This is a genomic window from Sphingobium sp. CFD-1, assembly GCF_024611115.1.
GTDB classification, from domain to species: Bacteria; Pseudomonadota; Alphaproteobacteria; order Sphingomonadales; family Sphingomonadaceae; genus Sphingobium; species Sphingobium baderi_A.
The window spans coordinates 2,461,985-2,479,353 of the sequence record NZ_CP084398.1 but is presented as its reverse complement, the minus strand read 5'-3'; the positions used below and the strand labels follow the sequence as shown (position 1 = coordinate 2,479,353).

General features: G+C 61.0%; 20 protein-coding genes. 9 read left to right on the top strand and 11 right to left on the bottom strand.

Annotated features, from left to right (window positions below; translation table 11 throughout):
• Nucleotides 1-18: 18 nt before the first annotated feature.
• Nucleotides 19-855: an SDR family oxidoreductase gene (locus tag LDB26_RS12555; RefSeq protein WP_257538632.1), complete on the bottom strand. Its 837-nt coding sequence runs from the start codon at nt 853-855 to the stop codon at nt 19-21.
• A 293-nt stretch (nt 856-1,148) separates the two neighbouring features.
• On the opposite strand from LDB26_RS12555, the gene LDB26_RS12550 reads away from it, so the two are divergent.
• Genes LDB26_RS12550 through LDB26_RS12540 form a run of 3 tightly spaced genes read left to right on the top strand, consistent with a single transcriptional unit; the run spans nt 1,149 to nt 3,409 of the window.
• A complete protein-coding gene (locus LDB26_RS12550) occupies nt 1,149-2,306 on the top strand; it encodes an acyl-CoA dehydrogenase family protein (protein WP_257538631.1) in 1,158 nt (385 codons plus the stop codon).
• 17 nt (nt 2,307-2,323) lie between these two features.
• Nucleotides 2,324-2,689 carry a hypothetical protein gene (locus LDB26_RS12545; RefSeq protein ID WP_257538630.1) on the top strand — a complete coding sequence of 122 codons (366 nt, stop codon included), beginning with the start codon at nt 2,324-2,326 and terminating at the stop codon, nt 2,687-2,689.
• A gap of 6 nt (nt 2,690-2,695) precedes the next feature.
• Nucleotides 2,696-3,409, top strand: a complete 714-nt coding sequence (locus tag LDB26_RS12540) for a TetR/AcrR family transcriptional regulator (protein WP_257538629.1) — start codon at nt 2,696-2,698, stop codon at nt 3,407-3,409.
• A 122-nt stretch (nt 3,410-3,531) separates the two neighbouring features.
• Here LDB26_RS12540 and LDB26_RS12535 read toward each other — a convergent pair whose 3' ends face one another.
• On the bottom strand, nt 3,532-3,888 hold the full coding sequence (locus LDB26_RS12535; protein WP_257538628.1) for a hypothetical protein: 357 nt from the start codon (nt 3,886-3,888) through the stop codon (nt 3,532-3,534).
• A gap of 193 nt (nt 3,889-4,081) precedes the next feature.
• On the opposite strand from LDB26_RS12535, the gene LDB26_RS12530 reads away from it, so the two are divergent.
• The 4 genes from LDB26_RS12530 to LDB26_RS12515 all read left to right on the top strand — a co-directional run bounded on the left by LDB26_RS12530 (nt 4,082) and on the right by LDB26_RS12515 (nt 7,685).
• On the top strand, nt 4,082-4,807 hold the full coding sequence (locus LDB26_RS12530; RefSeq protein WP_257538626.1) for a GntR family transcriptional regulator: 726 nt from the start codon (nt 4,082-4,084) through the stop codon (nt 4,805-4,807).
• A 2-nt stretch (nt 4,808-4,809) separates the two neighbouring features.
• Entirely contained in the window at nt 4,810-5,973 is a 1,164-nt protein-coding gene (locus LDB26_RS12525; protein WP_257538625.1) for an acyl-CoA dehydrogenase family protein, read from the top strand.
• A 170-nt stretch (nt 5,974-6,143) separates the two neighbouring features.
• A complete protein-coding gene (locus LDB26_RS12520; RefSeq protein ID WP_257538624.1) occupies nt 6,144-7,289 on the top strand; it encodes a cytochrome P450 in 1,146 nt (381 codons plus the stop codon).
• A 15-nt stretch (nt 7,290-7,304) separates the two neighbouring features.
• Complete coding sequence (locus LDB26_RS12515) at nt 7,305-7,685, top strand: VOC family protein (protein ID WP_257538623.1); 381 nt, start codon at nt 7,305-7,307, stop codon at nt 7,683-7,685.
• A gap of 48 nt (nt 7,686-7,733) precedes the next feature.
• Here LDB26_RS12515 and LDB26_RS12510 read toward each other — a convergent pair whose 3' ends face one another.
• From LDB26_RS12510 to LDB26_RS12470, 9 genes are all read right to left on the bottom strand, one after another.
• Nucleotides 7,734-8,333 (bottom strand): malonic semialdehyde reductase, encoded by a 600-nt coding sequence (locus LDB26_RS12510; RefSeq protein ID WP_257538622.1) that lies wholly within the window; start codon nt 8,331-8,333, stop codon nt 7,734-7,736.
• 10 nt (nt 8,334-8,343) lie between these two features.
• The gene (locus tag LDB26_RS12505) at nt 8,344-8,958 is read right to left on the bottom strand and encodes a gamma carbonic anhydrase family protein (RefSeq protein WP_257538621.1); all 615 of its coding nucleotides are present in this window, start codon (nt 8,956-8,958) and stop codon (nt 8,344-8,346) included.
• On the bottom strand, nt 8,933-9,853 hold the full coding sequence (locus LDB26_RS12500; protein WP_257538620.1) for a zinc-binding alcohol dehydrogenase family protein: 921 nt from the start codon (nt 9,851-9,853) through the stop codon (nt 8,933-8,935). The genes LDB26_RS12505 and LDB26_RS12500 overlap by 26 nt, the downstream gene beginning before the upstream one ends.
• Before the next feature lie 104 nt (nt 9,854-9,957).
• Nucleotides 9,958-11,184: an acyl-CoA dehydrogenase family protein gene (locus LDB26_RS12495; RefSeq protein WP_231746325.1), complete on the bottom strand. Its 1,227-nt coding sequence runs from the start codon at nt 11,182-11,184 to the stop codon at nt 9,958-9,960.
• A gap of 4 nt (nt 11,185-11,188) precedes the next feature.
• Nucleotides 11,189-11,821: a TetR/AcrR family transcriptional regulator gene (locus LDB26_RS12490; RefSeq protein WP_062067125.1), complete on the bottom strand. Its 633-nt coding sequence runs from the start codon at nt 11,819-11,821 to the stop codon at nt 11,189-11,191.
• On the bottom strand, nt 11,818-12,630 hold the full coding sequence (locus LDB26_RS12485; protein WP_062067123.1) for an SDR family NAD(P)-dependent oxidoreductase: 813 nt from the start codon (nt 12,628-12,630) through the stop codon (nt 11,818-11,820). The genes LDB26_RS12490 and LDB26_RS12485 overlap by 4 nt, the downstream gene beginning before the upstream one ends.
• Entirely contained in the window at nt 12,627-13,796 is a 1,170-nt protein-coding gene (locus LDB26_RS12480; protein ID WP_257538619.1) for an NAD(P)/FAD-dependent oxidoreductase, read from the bottom strand. The genes LDB26_RS12485 and LDB26_RS12480 overlap by 4 nt, the downstream gene beginning before the upstream one ends.
• 16 nt (nt 13,797-13,812) lie before the next feature.
• Nucleotides 13,813-14,388, bottom strand: coding sequence for a 3-phenylpropionate/cinnamic acid dioxygenase subunit beta (locus LDB26_RS12475; RefSeq protein ID WP_062067118.1), 576 nt, complete (start codon nt 14,386-14,388; stop codon nt 13,813-13,815).
• 26 nt (nt 14,389-14,414) lie between these two features.
• Nucleotides 14,415-15,800 carry an aromatic ring-hydroxylating dioxygenase subunit alpha gene (locus LDB26_RS12470; protein WP_257538618.1) on the bottom strand — a complete coding sequence of 462 codons (1,386 nt, stop codon included), beginning with the start codon at nt 15,798-15,800 and terminating at the stop codon, nt 14,415-14,417.
• 99 nt (nt 15,801-15,899) lie between these two features.
• Here LDB26_RS12470 and LDB26_RS12465 point away from each other — a divergent pair, with 99 nt between their 5' ends.
• Together LDB26_RS12465 and LDB26_RS12460 are read left to right on the top strand one after the other, a co-directional pair.
• Nucleotides 15,900-16,106 carry a ferredoxin gene (locus LDB26_RS12465; RefSeq protein ID WP_082635242.1) on the top strand — a complete coding sequence of 69 codons (207 nt, stop codon included), beginning with the start codon at nt 15,900-15,902 and terminating at the stop codon, nt 16,104-16,106.
• A gap of 129 nt (nt 16,107-16,235) precedes the next feature.
• Complete coding sequence (locus LDB26_RS12460) at nt 16,236-17,369, top strand: NADH:flavin oxidoreductase (protein WP_257538616.1); 1,134 nt, start codon at nt 16,236-16,238, stop codon at nt 17,367-17,369.

Below are 17,369 nucleotides of genomic sequence, written 5' to 3'. Positions count from 1 at the left end.
TCCCCTTATGCCTGCCGGTCAGCCGTTTGCAGCGGCGGTATAGGCTTTGCCCCATTCGGCCAGCGCGACGAGGCGCGTCTTGCGATCGGCCTGGATCTGCGGGATTTTTTCCTCATCCGGACCGTCGGGAACGATCACCAGCGGTTCCTTGCCCAGGCTGGCGAGGGCAAGAGCGCAGACATCAGCAGGATCATAGGCCATGGAATAATCCATTCCCAGCCCCTCGGTCGCGCGGCGTAGGGTCGGCGTGTCCATGATCGGTGCGGCAATGCCGACGATGTCCACATTCTGCCCATCCAGTTCCGCCCAGAGCGATTCGACGAAATTGAGTTCGAAGGCCTTGGTCGCGGAATACATGACCAGCCAAGGCTGTCCGCCAAGGCCTGCGCCGGATGACATGACGACGATGCCGCCCTTGCCGCGCTTCAGGAAGCGATTGCCGAAGCCATGGGTCGCCTCCAGCACATTGGCGGCATTCATGGTGAGCAGGCGCAGCGAGCGGTCGACAGGCGCACCTAAGAAACTATTGCCCGCGCCGTCGGCGCCTGCATTGGAAATATAGAGGCCAATGTCGAGATCGGCCGTTGCTTCGACCAGGCGCGTGCCCGCTCCCTTTTCTGTCAGGTCCGCGACGATGGCGCGATATTCAATGCCATGTTCGGTGGCCAGGCGCTGGCCCAGGGTATCGAGGGCTTCCTGCCGACGAGAGACCAGCACCAGATGGATGCCCATGGCGGCAAGCTGTTCGGCATAGCAGGCGCCAGTGCCTTCGGATGCGCCCGCGATGATGGCCCAGGGGCCGTATTTCTCCGCGAAGGCCGCGCGGTCGAAAGACGGAAGGTCGATTTTACGCATCGGTGGAAGTCCTCTCATATTGCTGGCCGTATCGGCCCTGACAGCGATTTAAGCGGACCCTAGAAGACGAGTGTCTTTCCACAGCCTATCGGGAGGAAGGGCCGGAAAAATTCGAAACGAAGCGGGGTGATGAGAATTGCCGTTGCCATATAATGACAAAAATGTCATTTAATTGAGGAGCAGGCGGGAAAGGCGATTCTGATGGGGTTGGAAATAGCGGAAATGCGCGGGGCCGATAATGGCCAAGTGGCCTTTGTCGCCGATCCGGTGGACGTGGCGGCGTCATTGAGGCGTTGCTGCAAGATCATGCCGAGGCTTGCGAGCGGGAACGGCGGATCGTCCCGCCGGTGATGGAGGCGCTGCGGGCATCCGGCCTGTTCCATATCACGGCCCCCAAGCGCGTAGGCGGGCCGGGGCACAGGTTGACGACCCATATCGAGACCGTGGCAGAACTGGGCAAAGGCTGCGTCGGCACTGCCTGGGCCTATGGCCTGTTGTCGGGGATTACCGGCACGGCGCTCGCGCTGCCTCCCGTCATGACGGAAAGGCTATTCCGAACTGGGGACGAGCTGTTTTGCAGCGCGTCCGCGCCATCGGGCAAAGCGGTTGCGGCGCCGGGCGGCTATCGCGTGTCGGGCCGCTGGGGCTATGGATCGGGATGCCTTCATGCCGCCTGGGCGCTGAACGGCGTTATGGTTGAGACGGATGGTGGGGCTGAACCGGTCATGGCGTTCCTCGATCTGCGCGATGTGGCCTGTTCGATAGAGGATAACTGGCATGTCGCGGGCATGGCCGGGTCTGGCAGCAACATGATTGTCGCGCAGGACTTGTTCGTGCCTGAGGAACTCATCCTATGGACGGCACGCAAGCCGTCGGCGGAGGCGTTGCTGACCATGGAAGGGCTAGAGCCGCGCGACCGCTGGCCGATGGAACCGCTGTTCCCGCTAGGCGTGCTGGCGCCGATGCTGGGCGCAGCAACCGCTTTGCTGGAGGGCGTCGTTCAGGCAATGCCCAGACGACAGGTGGTGGGCTGGCACTATGCCGGGCAAAGCGGGTCGGAGGCTCTGATCGGCGCGGCCGGACGCGCGGCCATGGAGATCGATTCGGCCTGGTTGCATGTACGTCGTGCCGCCGCCATGCTGGACGAGACGGCGCAGCAGCGCGTATTGACCGGCTATGACAAAGCGCAGGCTCAGGCCGATTGCGGCTATGCCATGGAATTGCTCCGTACGGCGGGCAACCGGCTGATGGATGTCGCCGGGCCGGGGGCCTTTGCCCTTTCCAGTCCCTTGCAGCGGTTGTGGCGCGACCTGAGCGTCGGCACCCGCCATAATGCGCTGAACGGGCAGCTTTCGCTGGAGCTTTACGGGCGGGCGATCATGGGGCTGCCGTCCAATATCGCCCTGCTGCCGGACATTCAGCCAGCCCCGGCATGGGCTGAACCGAAATAACAGGAGAAGGAAGAATCATGGCACTACCCACCGCACAGGAAATGGCGACATTCCTCAAGACCCAGGCCGGTTTGTTCAGCGAAGGCCGCATCGACGATTTCATGGCGGCGTTCCGCGCCATCGCGCCGGGCGGCTTCAAGGTGCAGGATCCCGCCACCGGACCCGTGCAGGAAGGATGGGACAAGCTGGAGGCGCTATGCCGCCAATATGTCGGATGGAAGCTGATCGTCGAGGATGTGAAGGTGAGCGGCAACGAAGCGGTGATCTATGTCCGCAACGAAGGCGAATATGAAGGGCAACCCGTCCGCGTGCACAGCATCGAACATTATATATTCGGAGAGGATGGCAGTCTGCTTGCGCGTTATTTCCACCCGATGCAATAGGAGCCGATGACCAGCGCCGCGCCTGTTTCCCCTGCTGTCGATCCGCGCACGGCCGCGGCGGCGATCAGGCGCGCGCGGATGCGCGAGCGGCTGCTTGAAGCCGTGCTTGACCTGTATCAGCCGGGGCAGGGCAGTGGCAGTCTGGTGATCGACGATGTGATCCGTGCGGCGGATGTGTCGCGCGGCAGCTTCTACAAATATTTCGAATCCCTCGACGCGGCGGTGAATGAACTGGGCGAGCGGATGACGGCGGATATGATCGCCGATTTCCGCAGGTTGTTCGATGATGGGGAAGCGCCGCTGGTTCGGGCGGTCGGCGGCTCCATCATGGCGATGGTGCGGGCCTGGCATGATCCGCGCTGGGGTGGTTTCACTTGCCGCGTGGACTATGTCGATTATTTCGCGCGGGCGAGCATGTTCGACCTGATCGTGCGCGACGCGTTGGCCACAGCGCGGTCTGGCGGACAGATGGTGTTTCGTTCGCTCGACGTGGCGGTGGACCTGATCGTTGGCATGACGATTGAGGGGCGGCGGCGCTTGCTGCTCCGATCCGTCGCACCGCGTGCCTATATTGACGAGATGATCGAGCGCACTTTCACAGGGCTTCAGGTGAAGCCGGATGCCCTTGAACAGGCGGTTGCGCGTGCATGGAGCGTGATAATGGAAGCGGCGCCGGGCCTGGACTGGTGGCGGCCGGGCGATGAGGGTTGCATTTCCTGAAGCGCGCCACTTTCAGGTTGATCCTCCCGTCAAATGACGATGCTTCTGTCTTGCCTCATGGATGAACGAGGCCGGGTGGCCCATGCGGCAAAATCACCGCATTTTCAATAATGAAGGGTGCCTTACAGCCGGGTCCAGCAGGGCGTTCCGGCCTTTTCCAGCGGTCCGCAACTGGCGATCCGAGTTGCGCCATTGGAAGCGATCAGGACGAGCCAGTCGCCGCTATCCTCACATCGCAGTGCCCAGGCTGCATTGGTGCCGATATCACCCCTGAACAGGGCTTTTGATGTGCGCGCGCATTGCTGCCCCGCGTCGTGCATGAGCTTTGCGAAAGCTGCGCTTCGGCCTGTCGCATTTTGGATTTCGATGCTGTTGCTATAGGAATTGCGGCTGCTGCCTTGACGCGTGATTTCGGCATAGGCGATGCGCGCGAGAAGTATGACCGCGATCATGGCGGTGGGCACGATCGTCCACAGCATCGCGCGGCGGACGTTTCCGCCGGAATGGCCGCATGCGGGGCACCACGTGCCATAACCTTCCTGTGGCGTTCTGCATCTGGGGCATTTCATGCCGCCGCACTATAACAGCTCCAGCATAGGGCACCCTATCCTTGGAGAGGGGCGACGGGACGAGGTTTTCAACATTCTATAGAATATGGAATCGCAGAATATAATGACTGACATGTTTTGGGTGTCCGATATGGACATGCAGGATTCCGCTGGCACATTCCGTTCGCCCGCGACCCGGCGACAGGCCGTGGCCGCTGTGCTGCGGTCACGGATCGTGTCCGGCGTCATTCCGCCGGGCGCGCTGCTGCGGGAAACCGCGCTGGCACAGGATCTGAATGTTAGCGCGACGCCGATCCGGGAGGCGCTGGGCACGCTGGCGTCGGAAGGGCTGGTTGAAATCGAGGCCCATCGGCTGAAGCGGGCGACCCCCATCGACATGGAGATGACCCGCGACCTTGTCCGTGTGCAGGGGGAATTGTGGCGTCTGGGCTATATTTGGGGGATGCCCCGGGTCGATACGGCGGATGTGACGGCGCTGGAGCGCGCCATCGCGCGCTATCGGGTGGCGGTGGAAACGGGCGAATATATGGCTGCGATAATGGCAGGCCTGGATTTTCACAGTATTTTCATCAGAGCCTCGAAAAGTCGCGAATTATTGCGCTCGACGCTGGACCGGCGCGGACTGATTGCGCGTTTCATTTTCCTTCACGGCCTTGCGACGCTCTCCGAAAGCGGCCTCAGCCAGCATGAGGCGATATTGCAGGCATTCAAGGCGGGAGACCCGGACGGCGTGCTGGCCTGCCTTGACCGGATGTCATCGCGTCTGGTCGCTCTGTGCGACATCGAACCCGCCGCTCGCGACGAACAAGATCAACACCCAAAGGACTGACAATGGATTTTGAACTACCCGAGGAATATCGTTCCTTCCGCGACGTGGTGCGGCGCTGGGTCGATAATGAAGTGCCCAAGGAATGGGCGCGCCTGTTGGAAAAGGACGAGCATAATTATCCCTTCGCGCTGTGGGACAAATTCACCGAAGCGGGTTTCCACGGCGTCGGCATTTCCGAGGAATATGACGGGCAGGGCGGCGATGTCGTCATGCAGATGCTGCTGGCGCGGGAACTGGCCCGTTCGCTGGGCGGGCTGGCATGGATTTGGGGTATCACCAGCTTTGCGGGCTCCAAATCCATCGGCCTATATGGTTCGGCCGAACAAAAGGCGAAATATCTGCCCCTGATCGCGACGGGGCAGCTCAAGGCGGCGATCGCCTTTACCGAGCCGGGCGGCGGCACTGATCTGCTGGGCGCGATGGCCACGACGGCCGAGCGAGTCGATGGTGGATGGAAAATCAATGGCGAGAAGATATGGTCTTCCTCCGCGCATGTGGCCGACTATCTCCTCGTGATCGCGCGCAGCGACAAGACGGTCGAGAAGAAGCATCAGGGTCTGACCCTCTTTTGGGTGCCGACCAAGACCGAAGGCGTCAAGATCACGCCGCTGGCCAAGCTGGGCATGCGGTCGATGGGAAGCTGCTCGATCCATTTTGAGGACGCCTTCGTCCCGGACGAGAATGTCCTGGGGGAACCGGACAAGGCCTGGTATATGTTGCTGCCCACGCTCAATAACGAGCGTATCATGGTCGGGGCCTTCTGTCTGGGCGTTATCGACGGGGTGCTGGAAGATGCGCTCGATTATATGCAGCAGCGCAAGGCCTTTGGCGGAATTATCGGACGCTTCCAGAGCTTGCAGCATTATGTCGCCGACATTGCGACCATGCAGAAGACCACGGAACTGATGTTGCATTATTGCGCCGACAAGCAGGCGAAGGGCGAGAATGTTGGCGTGGAAGCCAATATGCTCAAGCTGATGGCGTCGGAAAATGCCAATGCGGCGGCGGACCTGGGTATCCAGATCCTGGGGGGCATGGGCTATTCGGCGGAAACCGACATGCAGCGTTACTGGCGCGACAGCCGCCTGTGGCGCATCGGACCCATTACCAATGAGATGGTTCGCAACGGCATCGCAGAGAGTCTGGGCCTGCCGCGATCCTTCTGAAAGACAGGTGCGCTTGGGTGGATCGCTTATCAGTGTCCACCCAAGTTTCAAGGCCCGAAACGCGGGCCAGAAATTCGAGGAGAGTGAGAGCGATGAAATTTCCGGAGCAGCCAATCCCAGATCATGTGCCGCCTGCACTGGTGAGTAAGGATTTTCCTTTCATCTTCGGTATGACGACAACAAAGGATCCGTTCGACGACCTGACGATGAAGGTGCATGAAGGGCCGGACATCATCTATGCCACCCATGCCTATCCCGGCGGGACCGCCGCCTGGGTGCCGCGCAGGATGGCGCATCTTCGCGCAATCTATCTCGACACCGAGCATTTTTCCTCGACCGATTTCTCGCCATTTTCCAAGCTTGTGGGCGGGAACTGGATCAATTCCCCGGCGGAACTCGACCCCCCGGCCCATGGCCCCTTTCGCCAGATGGTCAACCCGGCCTTCACGCCGAAGGCGATGGCGGCGCTGGAGGACAATATCCGGCAATATGCGGTTGAGTATATCGATGCCTTCGCGGCGCGCGGCCAGTGCGAGTTCATGAGCGAGTTCGCCTTTGAATTTCCCATCAAGGTGTTCATGGAACTGATGGGCCTGCCGTTCGACCGGGTCGGTGAGTTCATGGAGTGGGAAATGAATCTGCTCCACAATCACGACCTGTCCAAGATCGCGGAAGCGACGCGCAGCGTGCTTGATTATCTGGGGAGCGAGATCGAGGACCGGCGTGCCAATCCGCGCAACGACCTCATCAGCTTTGGCGTGCAGGGGAAGATCGACGGCCGATCGCTGACCCAGGATGAACTGTTGGGCTTCATGTTCAATCTGTTCATCGGTGGGTTGGATACGGTTTCGACCAATATGGGGCTTCAGTTCCGGCATCTGGGCAGCCACCCGGAGGATCAGGCGTTCCTGCGGGCCAATCCGTCGGAAATCCCCCATGCCATTGATGAACTGATGCGGGCCTATGGCGCTGTGACGACCTTCCGCACCTGCAAGAAGGAGACGCAGGTGGCGGGCATCCGCTTCATGCCCGGCGACAGGGTGGCGATGTCAACCACGTTGGCCGGGCGTGATCCGGCCGAATTCGATGCGCCCGCTGAGGTTAGGCTCGACCGGCGGCCGCGCCATGTGGGATTTGGTTTCGGGATTCATACCTGTGTTGGTATGCATCTTGCGCGGCGCGAACTGCGAATCGCGATGGAGGAATTTCTGGCGCGCATTCCCGACTTCCGCATCGCGCCGGACCATCAGGTGCAATGCCATCTGGGGATGATCCAGCCAGTCGAACTGCCATTGGTCTGGACGCCCGCATCTTGAATATAGGGAGAGAAAATGAGCGTTTTCACACATGTGTCGGTCGGCACCAACGATATTGAGCAGTCGCGCGGCTTTTATGATGCAGTTCTGGGCCCGCTGGGTATGAAGCGGCTTTTCGATGGCGAAGCCATGTCCGTATGGGGCGTCGAGCAGCCTGCGGTGATGGTGACGAAGCCGGCCAACGGTGGGGAAGCCACCTATGCCAATGGCGGCACCATCGGCCTTGTCGCTCCGTCGCGCGCGGCCGTGGACGGTTTCCATGCCGCCGCGCTGGCCAATGGCGGGTCATGCGAGGGGCCTCCGGGATTGCGGACTTTCGCGCCGAACGCTTATGGCGCTTATGTGCGCGACAGCTTGGGCAATAAATTCTGCGCTTATTGTTACGCGCCGGAATGACTTGACGGCCGGGGCGGTCGTTTCGCGACAACCGCCCCGGCAACTTGCCTAGAGGTCGAGGCAGGCCTCTTCGAAATCGAGCCGGGGATTGCGGGGATAGAGCCCAGCCGGATCGCCATAGCCGATATTGCACAGGAAGTTGCTCTTCCACCGGCCATCGGGAAAGAATTCGGCGTCGGTGCCTGCCTGATCGAAGCCCGACATGGGACCGCAATCGAGGCCGATCGCGCGGGCAGCCATGATGAGATAGGCACCCTGAAGCGTGGATGATCGCGCTACCGTGTCCGCGATCATCGCATCCTTGCCCTCGAACGTGCTACGCATGTCGCGCGATGGGAACAGCTTGTCGTAGAACTCGTAAAAGCGCGTGTCGCCGGCGATAATCACGGTGCAGGGCGCCTGCATCACCTTGTCCACATTGCCGGCACTCAGATGAGGTTTCAGCCGCGCTTTGCCGGCGGCTGAGCGAATGAAGACGAAACGGCCCGGATTGCTGTTCGCGGTGGTCGGCCCCCATTTTGCGAGGTCGTAGAGGGTTCGGACAGTCTGATCCGTGACGGGTCGATCGCTCCATGCATTATGGGTGCGGGCTTCGCGGAACAGCAGGTCCAGCATGGTGGTTTCGGTAAAGACAGGCGTGTCGGGCATGGTCGCTCCCTTACTTATCGGTGGAATCGGCGATGCCGTGGTCATTCCAGCCTATCGCTTCGCGCGCAAGGATTGCTTCAGCCTCTTCCCCCAGCTTTGCCATGTCGGATTGTTCCCATATCCGATGAGCGCCCATGGCATAGGCTCGCCCATTGTCGCGATAGAGAAGGGCATCGACGATGTTCGCGCGCAGCTTGTCTATGCGGCGCACCACGCGGCCCGGCGTGCCCATGACGAGCGAATGAGGCGGGATCACGCTGCCCGGCGGCAGAAAGCTGTGCCCGGCGACGATCGAGCCGCGTCCTATGATGCAGCCTTCCATGATGGTCGCGCCCACGCCGATCAGGCTGGCCGGTTCTATGGTGCAGCCGTGAACGACAGCGCGATGGCCTATGGTGCAATAGTCGCCGACAATGGTGGGATCGTCCCAACCGATATGAACCATGGCATGATCCTGCACGCTGGCGCATCGTCCGATCGACACATGCGCCCGCTCGCTGCGGATGACGGCATAGGGCCACAAGCTGCAATCGTCGCCCAGCCGCACATCACCGAACATGCGGACGGTCGGGTCGATATAGGCCGGGATGCCCATGATATCAGCGGGTGATGACGATCTTGCCATGCGGGCTGCCCGCCTGCGCGGACCAGGCTTTGGCCGCGTCGGCAAAGGCATGGCGGCAGGTGTCGACAGTAAGCCCCCGTGTCATCGCCATATCGATCAGCCGGTCATAAGCCGCGCGGCGCTCGTTCGCCGGTCGTTGCCCGGTGCCGACGCCGACATGACTGCGGAAAACGAGATCGCGCAGGGAAAGCGTCACCGTGGGCCCTGCCTGAACGCCTATGCTCATCATCCGCGCGCCGGGACGGGTGGCGCGCATCGCCGCTTCGGCCGGAGGACCATAGATAATGTCGAGCACGACATCATAGCCGCCTTCCGCAACGGCTTTCAGTGCGGCCTCATCGTCCCCTTCACCCAATATGGCGATGGCGTCCGCGTGACCGGCGGCCTGCATGGCCTGAAGCCTGTCACGGTTGCGCGCCGCAGCGACGACGCGACCTGCGCCCAGTAGCCGGGCGACCTGCGCGCCTATTTGGCCCACCGGACCGGTTGCGCCTAGGATGAGGACGGACTCGTCCTTCGCTATCCTGGCTTCTTCGAGCGGGATCAGTGCGCCGGTGCCGGAGATGGCAAGAGCGATCAACTGGTCGTCAGACAGGCCATCGGGCGCTGGCCAGATTTCTTCCTCCGGCACGAGCGTGCGTTCCGCGATGGCGCCAAAGGGCGCTTTGCTATGCCCGAAATAGACGCGCTGTCCGTCATCGAGCCGTCCGACGCCTTCGCCACCCGGAACATAGGGTGCGCTGACAGGACCGAAAAACCCCTTCGCGCGCATGAGGTCGGTGGGGCCAATTCCGGCCGCCGAAACCTCGACAATGCGGTGGCCGGGCTCAGCGACGGGTTCGGGATGATCGGCGAGGGAAAAGCGGCCATCGGTGTCGATCAGTGCGGCGCGCATGTCATACCCCTGTGAATATGATGGGTGCGGCTGGGCCGCAGAAGTGAAGAGGGCTGCGCGCTCTTTCGACCGGGCAGCCCTGCTTCAACTATGGAATGTTGACCTCAATAAGCGCCCGGAGGCGAGATCGGGTCGGCCCCGGTCAGGTTGCGGCCATAGATTTCATAGCCGATGGTCGGAATATTCTGAATATGCCGCAGCGCCATCGAAATATCGCGCCAGTAGCGGTTGATCGGCTTGTCCAGAGCAAAGCCAGAGGAACCGGCCTGGAACATCAGCGATTCGCTGGCGCTATGGACGAGTTCGATCATCTGCGCGCCGCCCGCCCGCTGCTTGGCCTTTTCCGCGAGCGTGAATTCCTCGCCCAGACCGACGCGATCCAGTTTGGCGGTAAGGTCGAACAGGATCAGCTTGGCGGTATCGATCATCGCTGCAGCCTCGCCCAGATCGCGCATATAGGCGCCCGAGCTGGTGCGTGGGCCGATGATGGTTGTCAGCACCGGCTTCTTGGGAGATTCGGCGGTGACGATTTCCAGCATCGCATCGACCGCGCCGATCAACTGGGCAATGCCGGTGGTGCGGACGACTGGCACGGCGGGCAGCAGGTCGGAAGGAGCGCCGAAATTACGCTTGGTCCGATCGATCTGTCCGGCGCGTTCGTCCATCAACACCATCTGCGCGTCAGGGATGAAAACGTCCTTGGCGATGGCCGTGTCGGAACCAGTGCCTTGCATGCCGGACACGAACCATGTGTCTTCGATGGTCATGCTGTCCATCGGCAGATAGCACATGCTGATGCCAGGAACGACGGGGCCGTCATAGCCTTCCAGCACCACGCCCTGCTGCGCCCAGGTCGACTGGCGCGAGCCGGACATATAGGGCCATTTGCCGTTGATGATCCAGCCGCCATCGACCTTGCGGGCTTTGCCGGGCGGGTTGTAAGCGCCGCAGACCGGCTGCGGACCTTGGCCGAATACGGCGTCCTGCACGCCGTCGGGCGCAAGGCTGGTGATCCAGCTTGTCCCGTTGATAATCTGGATGACCCAGCTGATGGCAGGGTCGCCCTTGGCAATTTCCATCTGCACGCGGCAGAAATCCGTCGTCGACATGCCCATGCCGCCCAGACGCTGCGGCAGGAGCATGCGGAGGAAACCTTCCTCCTTCAGCATCTTGTCCACGGCGGGGGTGGGATTGCGCCGCTTTTCGCCTTGGGGCGCTTCGCTTTGCAGGAACTCGCGAAAACCGCGAGCCTTCTCCACCATCGCGTCGGCGACCGCCTTTTCGGCGAAGCCGCACTGGATTTCAGAATCCGCCTTGGGGGCAGTAGCCATCAGTTCATCCTTTCTTATGTTCAGCATGGTGGCCGGCGATTTGCAACGCCCATTCGCACAAGCGATCAGGCGCGCTGTTCCAGATCGCTAGCCATTCAGGTGTAGCGGGAATGATGAGGGTGCTCAGTTGCAGACGGACCATCGTGTCGCAGAAGACGTCACGGTTGATCCGACTGCCCGTAAGCATCTCGAAATAATCGAGCACCGGATTGAGCGCAAGCTGGACGGCGGCCTTGTGCCGGCTGAAATGGCACCGCAGGAAATTGAGGTGAAACGCCGGTTCGACCTCGAAAATCCCTTCGGGCGAGCGTTCGATCGTGAAACGGCCGTAAAAGCCCATCACCGCGCGAAAGCGTTCGATCGGATCGGCTATGCCTTCGCCCGATTCCACAATGCCTTTTTCGAAACTGCTGCAAATATATTCGCTGACAGCAGCCAGCACTTCCTCCTTGGAGGCGAAGTAGCGGTAGAGCGTGCCCCGTGAGACGCCGCTGCTTTCGCTGATGTCGCTCATCGACAGGCGGCGCGTCCCCATGCTGCTGATCGCGCGCAAGGTGCCGTCCATGATCTTCTGGACGCTGCCAGACTGATCGGTGGCGACGATTTCGCTCCAGTCGGTGTGCGGCATCAACTTCATGTCTGGGCTTCCATCTCCGCGAGATTGTGCGGCACACTCACATAGCCGGGCAAATGCTGGCCGCCATCCACATTGATGAGTTCCCCATTCACGAAGCGGGACATTTCCGACGCAAGGAAGAGAACGACGGGGCCGATGTCCTTTTCCGGATCGCCCGCGCGCTTGAGGGGATTGCTGGCGGTCGCCATCTCAAGGAAGCCGGGCACATTTTCGGCAAGTTCCGAGAAAACCTGACCCATGCCTGTGGGCGCGATGGCGTTCGTGCGGATGTTGAACCGGCCCCATTCGACCGCCGCGCTGCGGGTAAGGCCGAGGATCGCACCCTTGTTCATATTATAATCGGCATGAAGCCAGGCGCCGGTCTGCGCGTCGATCGAATAGAAATTGACGATCGAGCCACCGCCGCGCGCTTTCATGTGAGGGAAGGCGGCGCGCATGGCCCACCAGCTGCCCCAGGTGCCGATTTCCAACGTCCGCTGGAGCATATCGTCCGTCTTCTGTTCAAGCAGAATATTGGGTGAAAGCTGCGATGCATTGTTGACGAGGATGTCTAGTCCGCCAAATTCGCTGACGGCGCGGTCGATCATCGCTTCGACTTCGGACTTGACGCCCATGTCAGCGGACATGCCCACGGCGCGGACGCCGGATGTTTTCGTGATTTCCGCCGCGACGGCTTCAGCAGCGGAGCCATCCCGGCCGGTGATGAGCAGGTTCGCGCCTGCCTGGGCAAGACAGCGGGAAATGCCATGGCCCAGACCCTTGGCTCCGCCGGTGACGATTGCAACCTTGTCCTGCACCAAACCTGTCACGCAGCTACTCCTGTCATCTGTTCGCTCAGCGCACGATCCATGTCCATGCGTTCCTGGCAATAATCCTTCGTGAAAACATAGCCGCGGATGGCCCCCGCTGCATCCAGATAGTGATATTTGATGCCGCGCTCGTCGTTGGCGATTTCCTGCCACTGGCCTTCCACGCCCATCGGCGCGGGCAGCAAGACGACGGGATAGGCCGTGGTTTTGACCTGCACGGAAAGTGGCGGGAAGCGAATATCCGTCGGCGTGCCGAGCGCGCTGGGTGCGATGGCGCGTGCTGCTGCCATGATCGGCGTCACATAGGCGGCCAGCCCCTGTGGATATTCCGCGCAATCGCCGATCGCATAGATGTCGGGATCACTGGTGCGGCCGGTCTGATCGACCTTGATGCCTCGCGCGACTTCCAGTCCCGCGTCCTGCGCCAACTGGATGTGCGGACGCAGGCCAACAGCAGAAAGAACCGCCGCGGCATCGATCGCCATGCCATTGTCAAGTTCGGCCCGGATACCACTTTCGCTCTTGTGGATGGCGAGGACCTTGCGGCCCAGATGCCACTCCACGCCCTTTTCCAAAAGCGCATCGCGAATCATGTCGCCGACGCCCGGCGGTACGAGCTGGGCCAGGGGGTGGCCGAGCATGTCGACGACCACCGGCTGATAACCGCTTGCCGAAAGGTCGTTGGCAAATTCGGTGCCGACAAGCCCGCCGCCCATGACGAGCACGCGGGCGCTATCAGGCAGCGCTTCCCGAAATTCGCGATAATTATCGAGATTGTTGACCGCGAGCGCACGATGCGCGGCGTCGCCGTCAATCGGCGGACGGACCGGATCGGCACCCAATGCGAGCACCAGCTTGTCGTAGAAGATCGGCCCGCCGGTGGTCAGAACGGCCTTGTCCTGCGGATCAATGGCTTCGACAATGCGCCCGGCCCGCAGGTCGAGCTTCAGCTGCGCCGCCATTTTCTCAGCCGGTGTGGTGATGAGCGTTTCGGCGACCTTGCCCTTGGCAAGCGCGGTCGACAGCGCAGGCTTGGAATAGAAATGCCCATCATCCTGTGTGACGAGCGTCAGCCGGGCGTCCGGCGCAAGCTTGCGAAGCTCGCGCAGGACGCCATATCCGGCAAGGCCGCTACCGACGACCACGATATGCGGGGTTCCCGTCACCGAATGCTGGCTCCGATCAGAGGAAGATGGCGAAGTTGGACATGCCGATTGTAGACTGGTCGACGATGATTTCCCGGCTTGCCAGCTTGTATGCGCCATCGACCAGCCGCCAGATGTCGCGGCGTTCAGCGCTGATCGTCTCATTTTCCGGATTGTCCATGCGGCTGCGCTCCACATAGAGGTAGCTCACCACTTCATATTCCCCGGCCGTCTCGCTTTCGGCGATGCGGACATTGGTGACGAAGCGGCGAGTGCGCGATGGCGGATCTTCAGCCCAGGCGCTTTTCGACAGGCGGCCGGTCCGCATCAGGATCGATCCGTAATTTTCGTCGAAATGCTTCATCGTCCGCACCACGTCCCGGTCCTTGTTGGGGCCGTTGCGGGTGAGGCGCAGAGGCGCGGTGTAGCTCAGATCCTTTTCCAGATAGGCGACCCAGTCGTCGAAACGGCGTTCGTCGAGCGCGGCGGCCTCGTCATAGAGGGTTTCGAGCAGGCGGTTATAGACTTCCGACCCCAGCGGCACGCGCTTGGTGGACACCAGGCCGCGCATGACGCTAGTCTTGTCGATGGCGGCGGTCGCGTAGTTCACCATAGATATGATCCTCTCTTTCGCGCGGCTCAGGCGTCGGCCATCAGGTTGTAATAGGCCATCCACCAGGCCCATTGCGTATCGTCCTTGGTGAAGCCGGGGTAGAGATCCCCGCCGCCGACCCAGCCTTCTGGACGTTCATGGCCATGGAGCGCCTGATATTTGAGGGTGATGGACTTGCTCATGTGACCGCGCGAATTACGCATGATCTGCGGCCATGTATCGGCATCATCCTGCTCGATCGTTCCCGATGTGCCGGTCGACCAGATGGCGTTCTGCAGCATGTCGCGCTTCACATCTTCCGGCGCGTCCTTTTCCGCGAAGATGAAGTTCACGAATTCCACCTTGTCCGGCCCCTTGGGCACATAGGTGTGTAGCGACAGCGCGCCCGACGCGCCACCATCCATGCGAGGCGCGAAGATGAACGCGATCAGGATATTCGGGAACATGCCACCGACCTGGGGAGGGATGTTCGCAAGCTGGCTGACCTGATCTTCCGACAGATTCTTGAACAGTTGCGGGATCAGTTCCTTGGTGATGCCCGGAGGCGGCAACAGGTTCAGGCGTTCTTCCGTCGACTTGCCTTCAAAGCTGACGTCGGCGAACATCTTGAAGGTCTGCGCCGCTTCAAGGCAGCGCAGCGTGTGACCTTGCGGAACGGAAAGATCGACGCCGTACATGCCCGGCGCATTGTCATAGATCGACTCCGGCGTGCCGCCCATGATCCCGCCTTCCATCAGCGAGCGATGCAGGGTCAGCGTGTGGAAGCCATCCGATCCGGACTGTTCGCCGGGAATCTTCCAGTTGCAGGGCAGAACGAAGCGCTGCGGCGGGCCAAGCATCTCAAGGCCGTTGTCGGTGCGGCAGAAAAGCTGGTCGAGATAGAATTTGGCGTCGCCCAGATAATCCTCGAACGAGAGTTCCTTGTTCCAGGTGGCGAAGATAAGCCCCCCATAGAGATGAACGCGCGCCTTCTTGAGACCCAATTCGTCCTTGGAACGCTTGTTGCCGTGCATCTGCTCCTTTTCGATCGGCGCGCCGATGAAGCTGCCGTCAGAGCGGAAGGCCCAGCCATGATAGATGCAACGGTGAGCCTGGGCATTGCCCGCTTCGGCCGTGCAGACCTTCATCCCACGATGAGGACAGACGTTGAGCATCACATGGATTTCGCCACTGCGATCACGCGAAACGATCACATTGTCTTCCGCCATGTCACGCATGACATAGTCGCCCGCCTTGGGAATTTCCGATTCATGACCAAGGAGGAGCCAGGTGCGCGCGAAGATGCGCTCCATCTCCAGCTCGTAAAGCTCCTTGTCGTTCATCACTCGCAACGACACCTCATTCATGTCACGATTGATGAGGTCGTCCAGAGTCGTTCCATCACTAAGCGTCAGCCCGGCATTGTGCAGCATCTTGCTCTCCTCAAGGATTTCCTTAGATTGAGTCGTGTTATACATATTGAACTAAATCTGTTCAAGGTGTAATGTTGCTTAGGTTGGAAGGAGAGGCTGATGAGCCAGAAGTTGAAAGTTGTGATCGATAAGCCGGCTTGTTGCGGCTATGGGATTTGCGCTGAAATCTGTCCCGAAATTTACAAACTCGATGCCAACGGTATTGTGTACGTAGATGACGAAATCGTCCCCGAAGGATTGGAAGAGCGCGCCCGTGAAGGTGCCGAAGCCTGCCCGCAGGCCGCCCTTGCAATCGAAGAAGTCTGATTCGGACTCAAGGATGGGCCGTTCCGGCATGTCCATGTCCTGTCACTGGATAGGTTTTCGGCGCAGGCTTCCTGCTGCACCGTCGTCCGGCAGGCACAGGAGAGAATTGCACCGATGGAACAGGCCGACATGTTGTTTACGCCATATGCGATCGGTTCGCTGAAACTCCGCAACCGTTTCGTGATGGCGCCTATGACTCGCAATTTCTCTCCCGGCGGAATCCCGTCCGAGGGAGTGGCCGGCTATTACCGGCGGCGGGCTGAAGCCGATGTCGGACTGATCATCACTGAAGGGGTAGGGGTGGATCATCCTTCCGCGGTGGGACGGGAAACGATGGGCGGCGGCGCTGCGCCTGTCCTGCATGGCGAGGAAGTCCTGGCGCGCTGGCGCGAAATCGTCGCCGGAGTGCATGAAGCGGGTGGGCTCATCATACCCCAGCTATGGCATCAGGGGGTCATCCGCGTGCCGGGAACGGGTTATCATCCTGATGCTCCTTCGGCGCGCCCCTCTGGTGTGTGGGGCCCGATCGACAAGGCGATGGTTCCGCCGGAATATCTGGAACTGGTGCGTGAGCCCACAGCGCCGCTCACCGACAGCGAGATAGGAGACATCATCGCCGCTTTCGTCCGCAGCGCAGTCAATGCGAAGGCAGTAGGCTTTGACGGCGTGGCATTGCACGGGGCGCACGGCTATCTAATCGACAGTTTCCTGTGGCGGCACACCAATATGCGCGAGGATCGCTGGGGCGGTGGAGCTGCCGAGCGGGCAGGCTTCGCGGCCGCACTGGTTCGCGCGATTCGGTCCGCGACTGGGCCTGATTTTCCGATTATCTTCCGCTTCTCCCAGTGGAAGCTTCAGGATTATGACGCGCGCAATGCGGAAACGCCTGGTGAGTTGGAAGCCATGCTGGCGCCTCTCGTCGCGGCGGGAATCGATGTGTTCGACGCAAGCACCCGCATCTTCACGACACCGGCTTTCGAAGGGGCTGACATGGGCCTTGCGGGATGGATCAGGAAGCTGACAGGGAAACCCACCATAGCGGTTGGTGGCGTGGGCCTCAGCAAGGATCTGCAATCCTCCTTCGCCCAGCCGACGGTCATGACCGATAATCTGTCATTGGTGGCAGACAGGATGGCGCAGGGCGAATTCGATCTGATCGCGGTTGGCCGCGCTCTGCTGATGGATCCGCAATGGGTTTCCAAGATGCGGCATGGCGGAGAGGTCAAGCCTTTTCGGCTCGACGCCTACGCCACGCTGGATTGA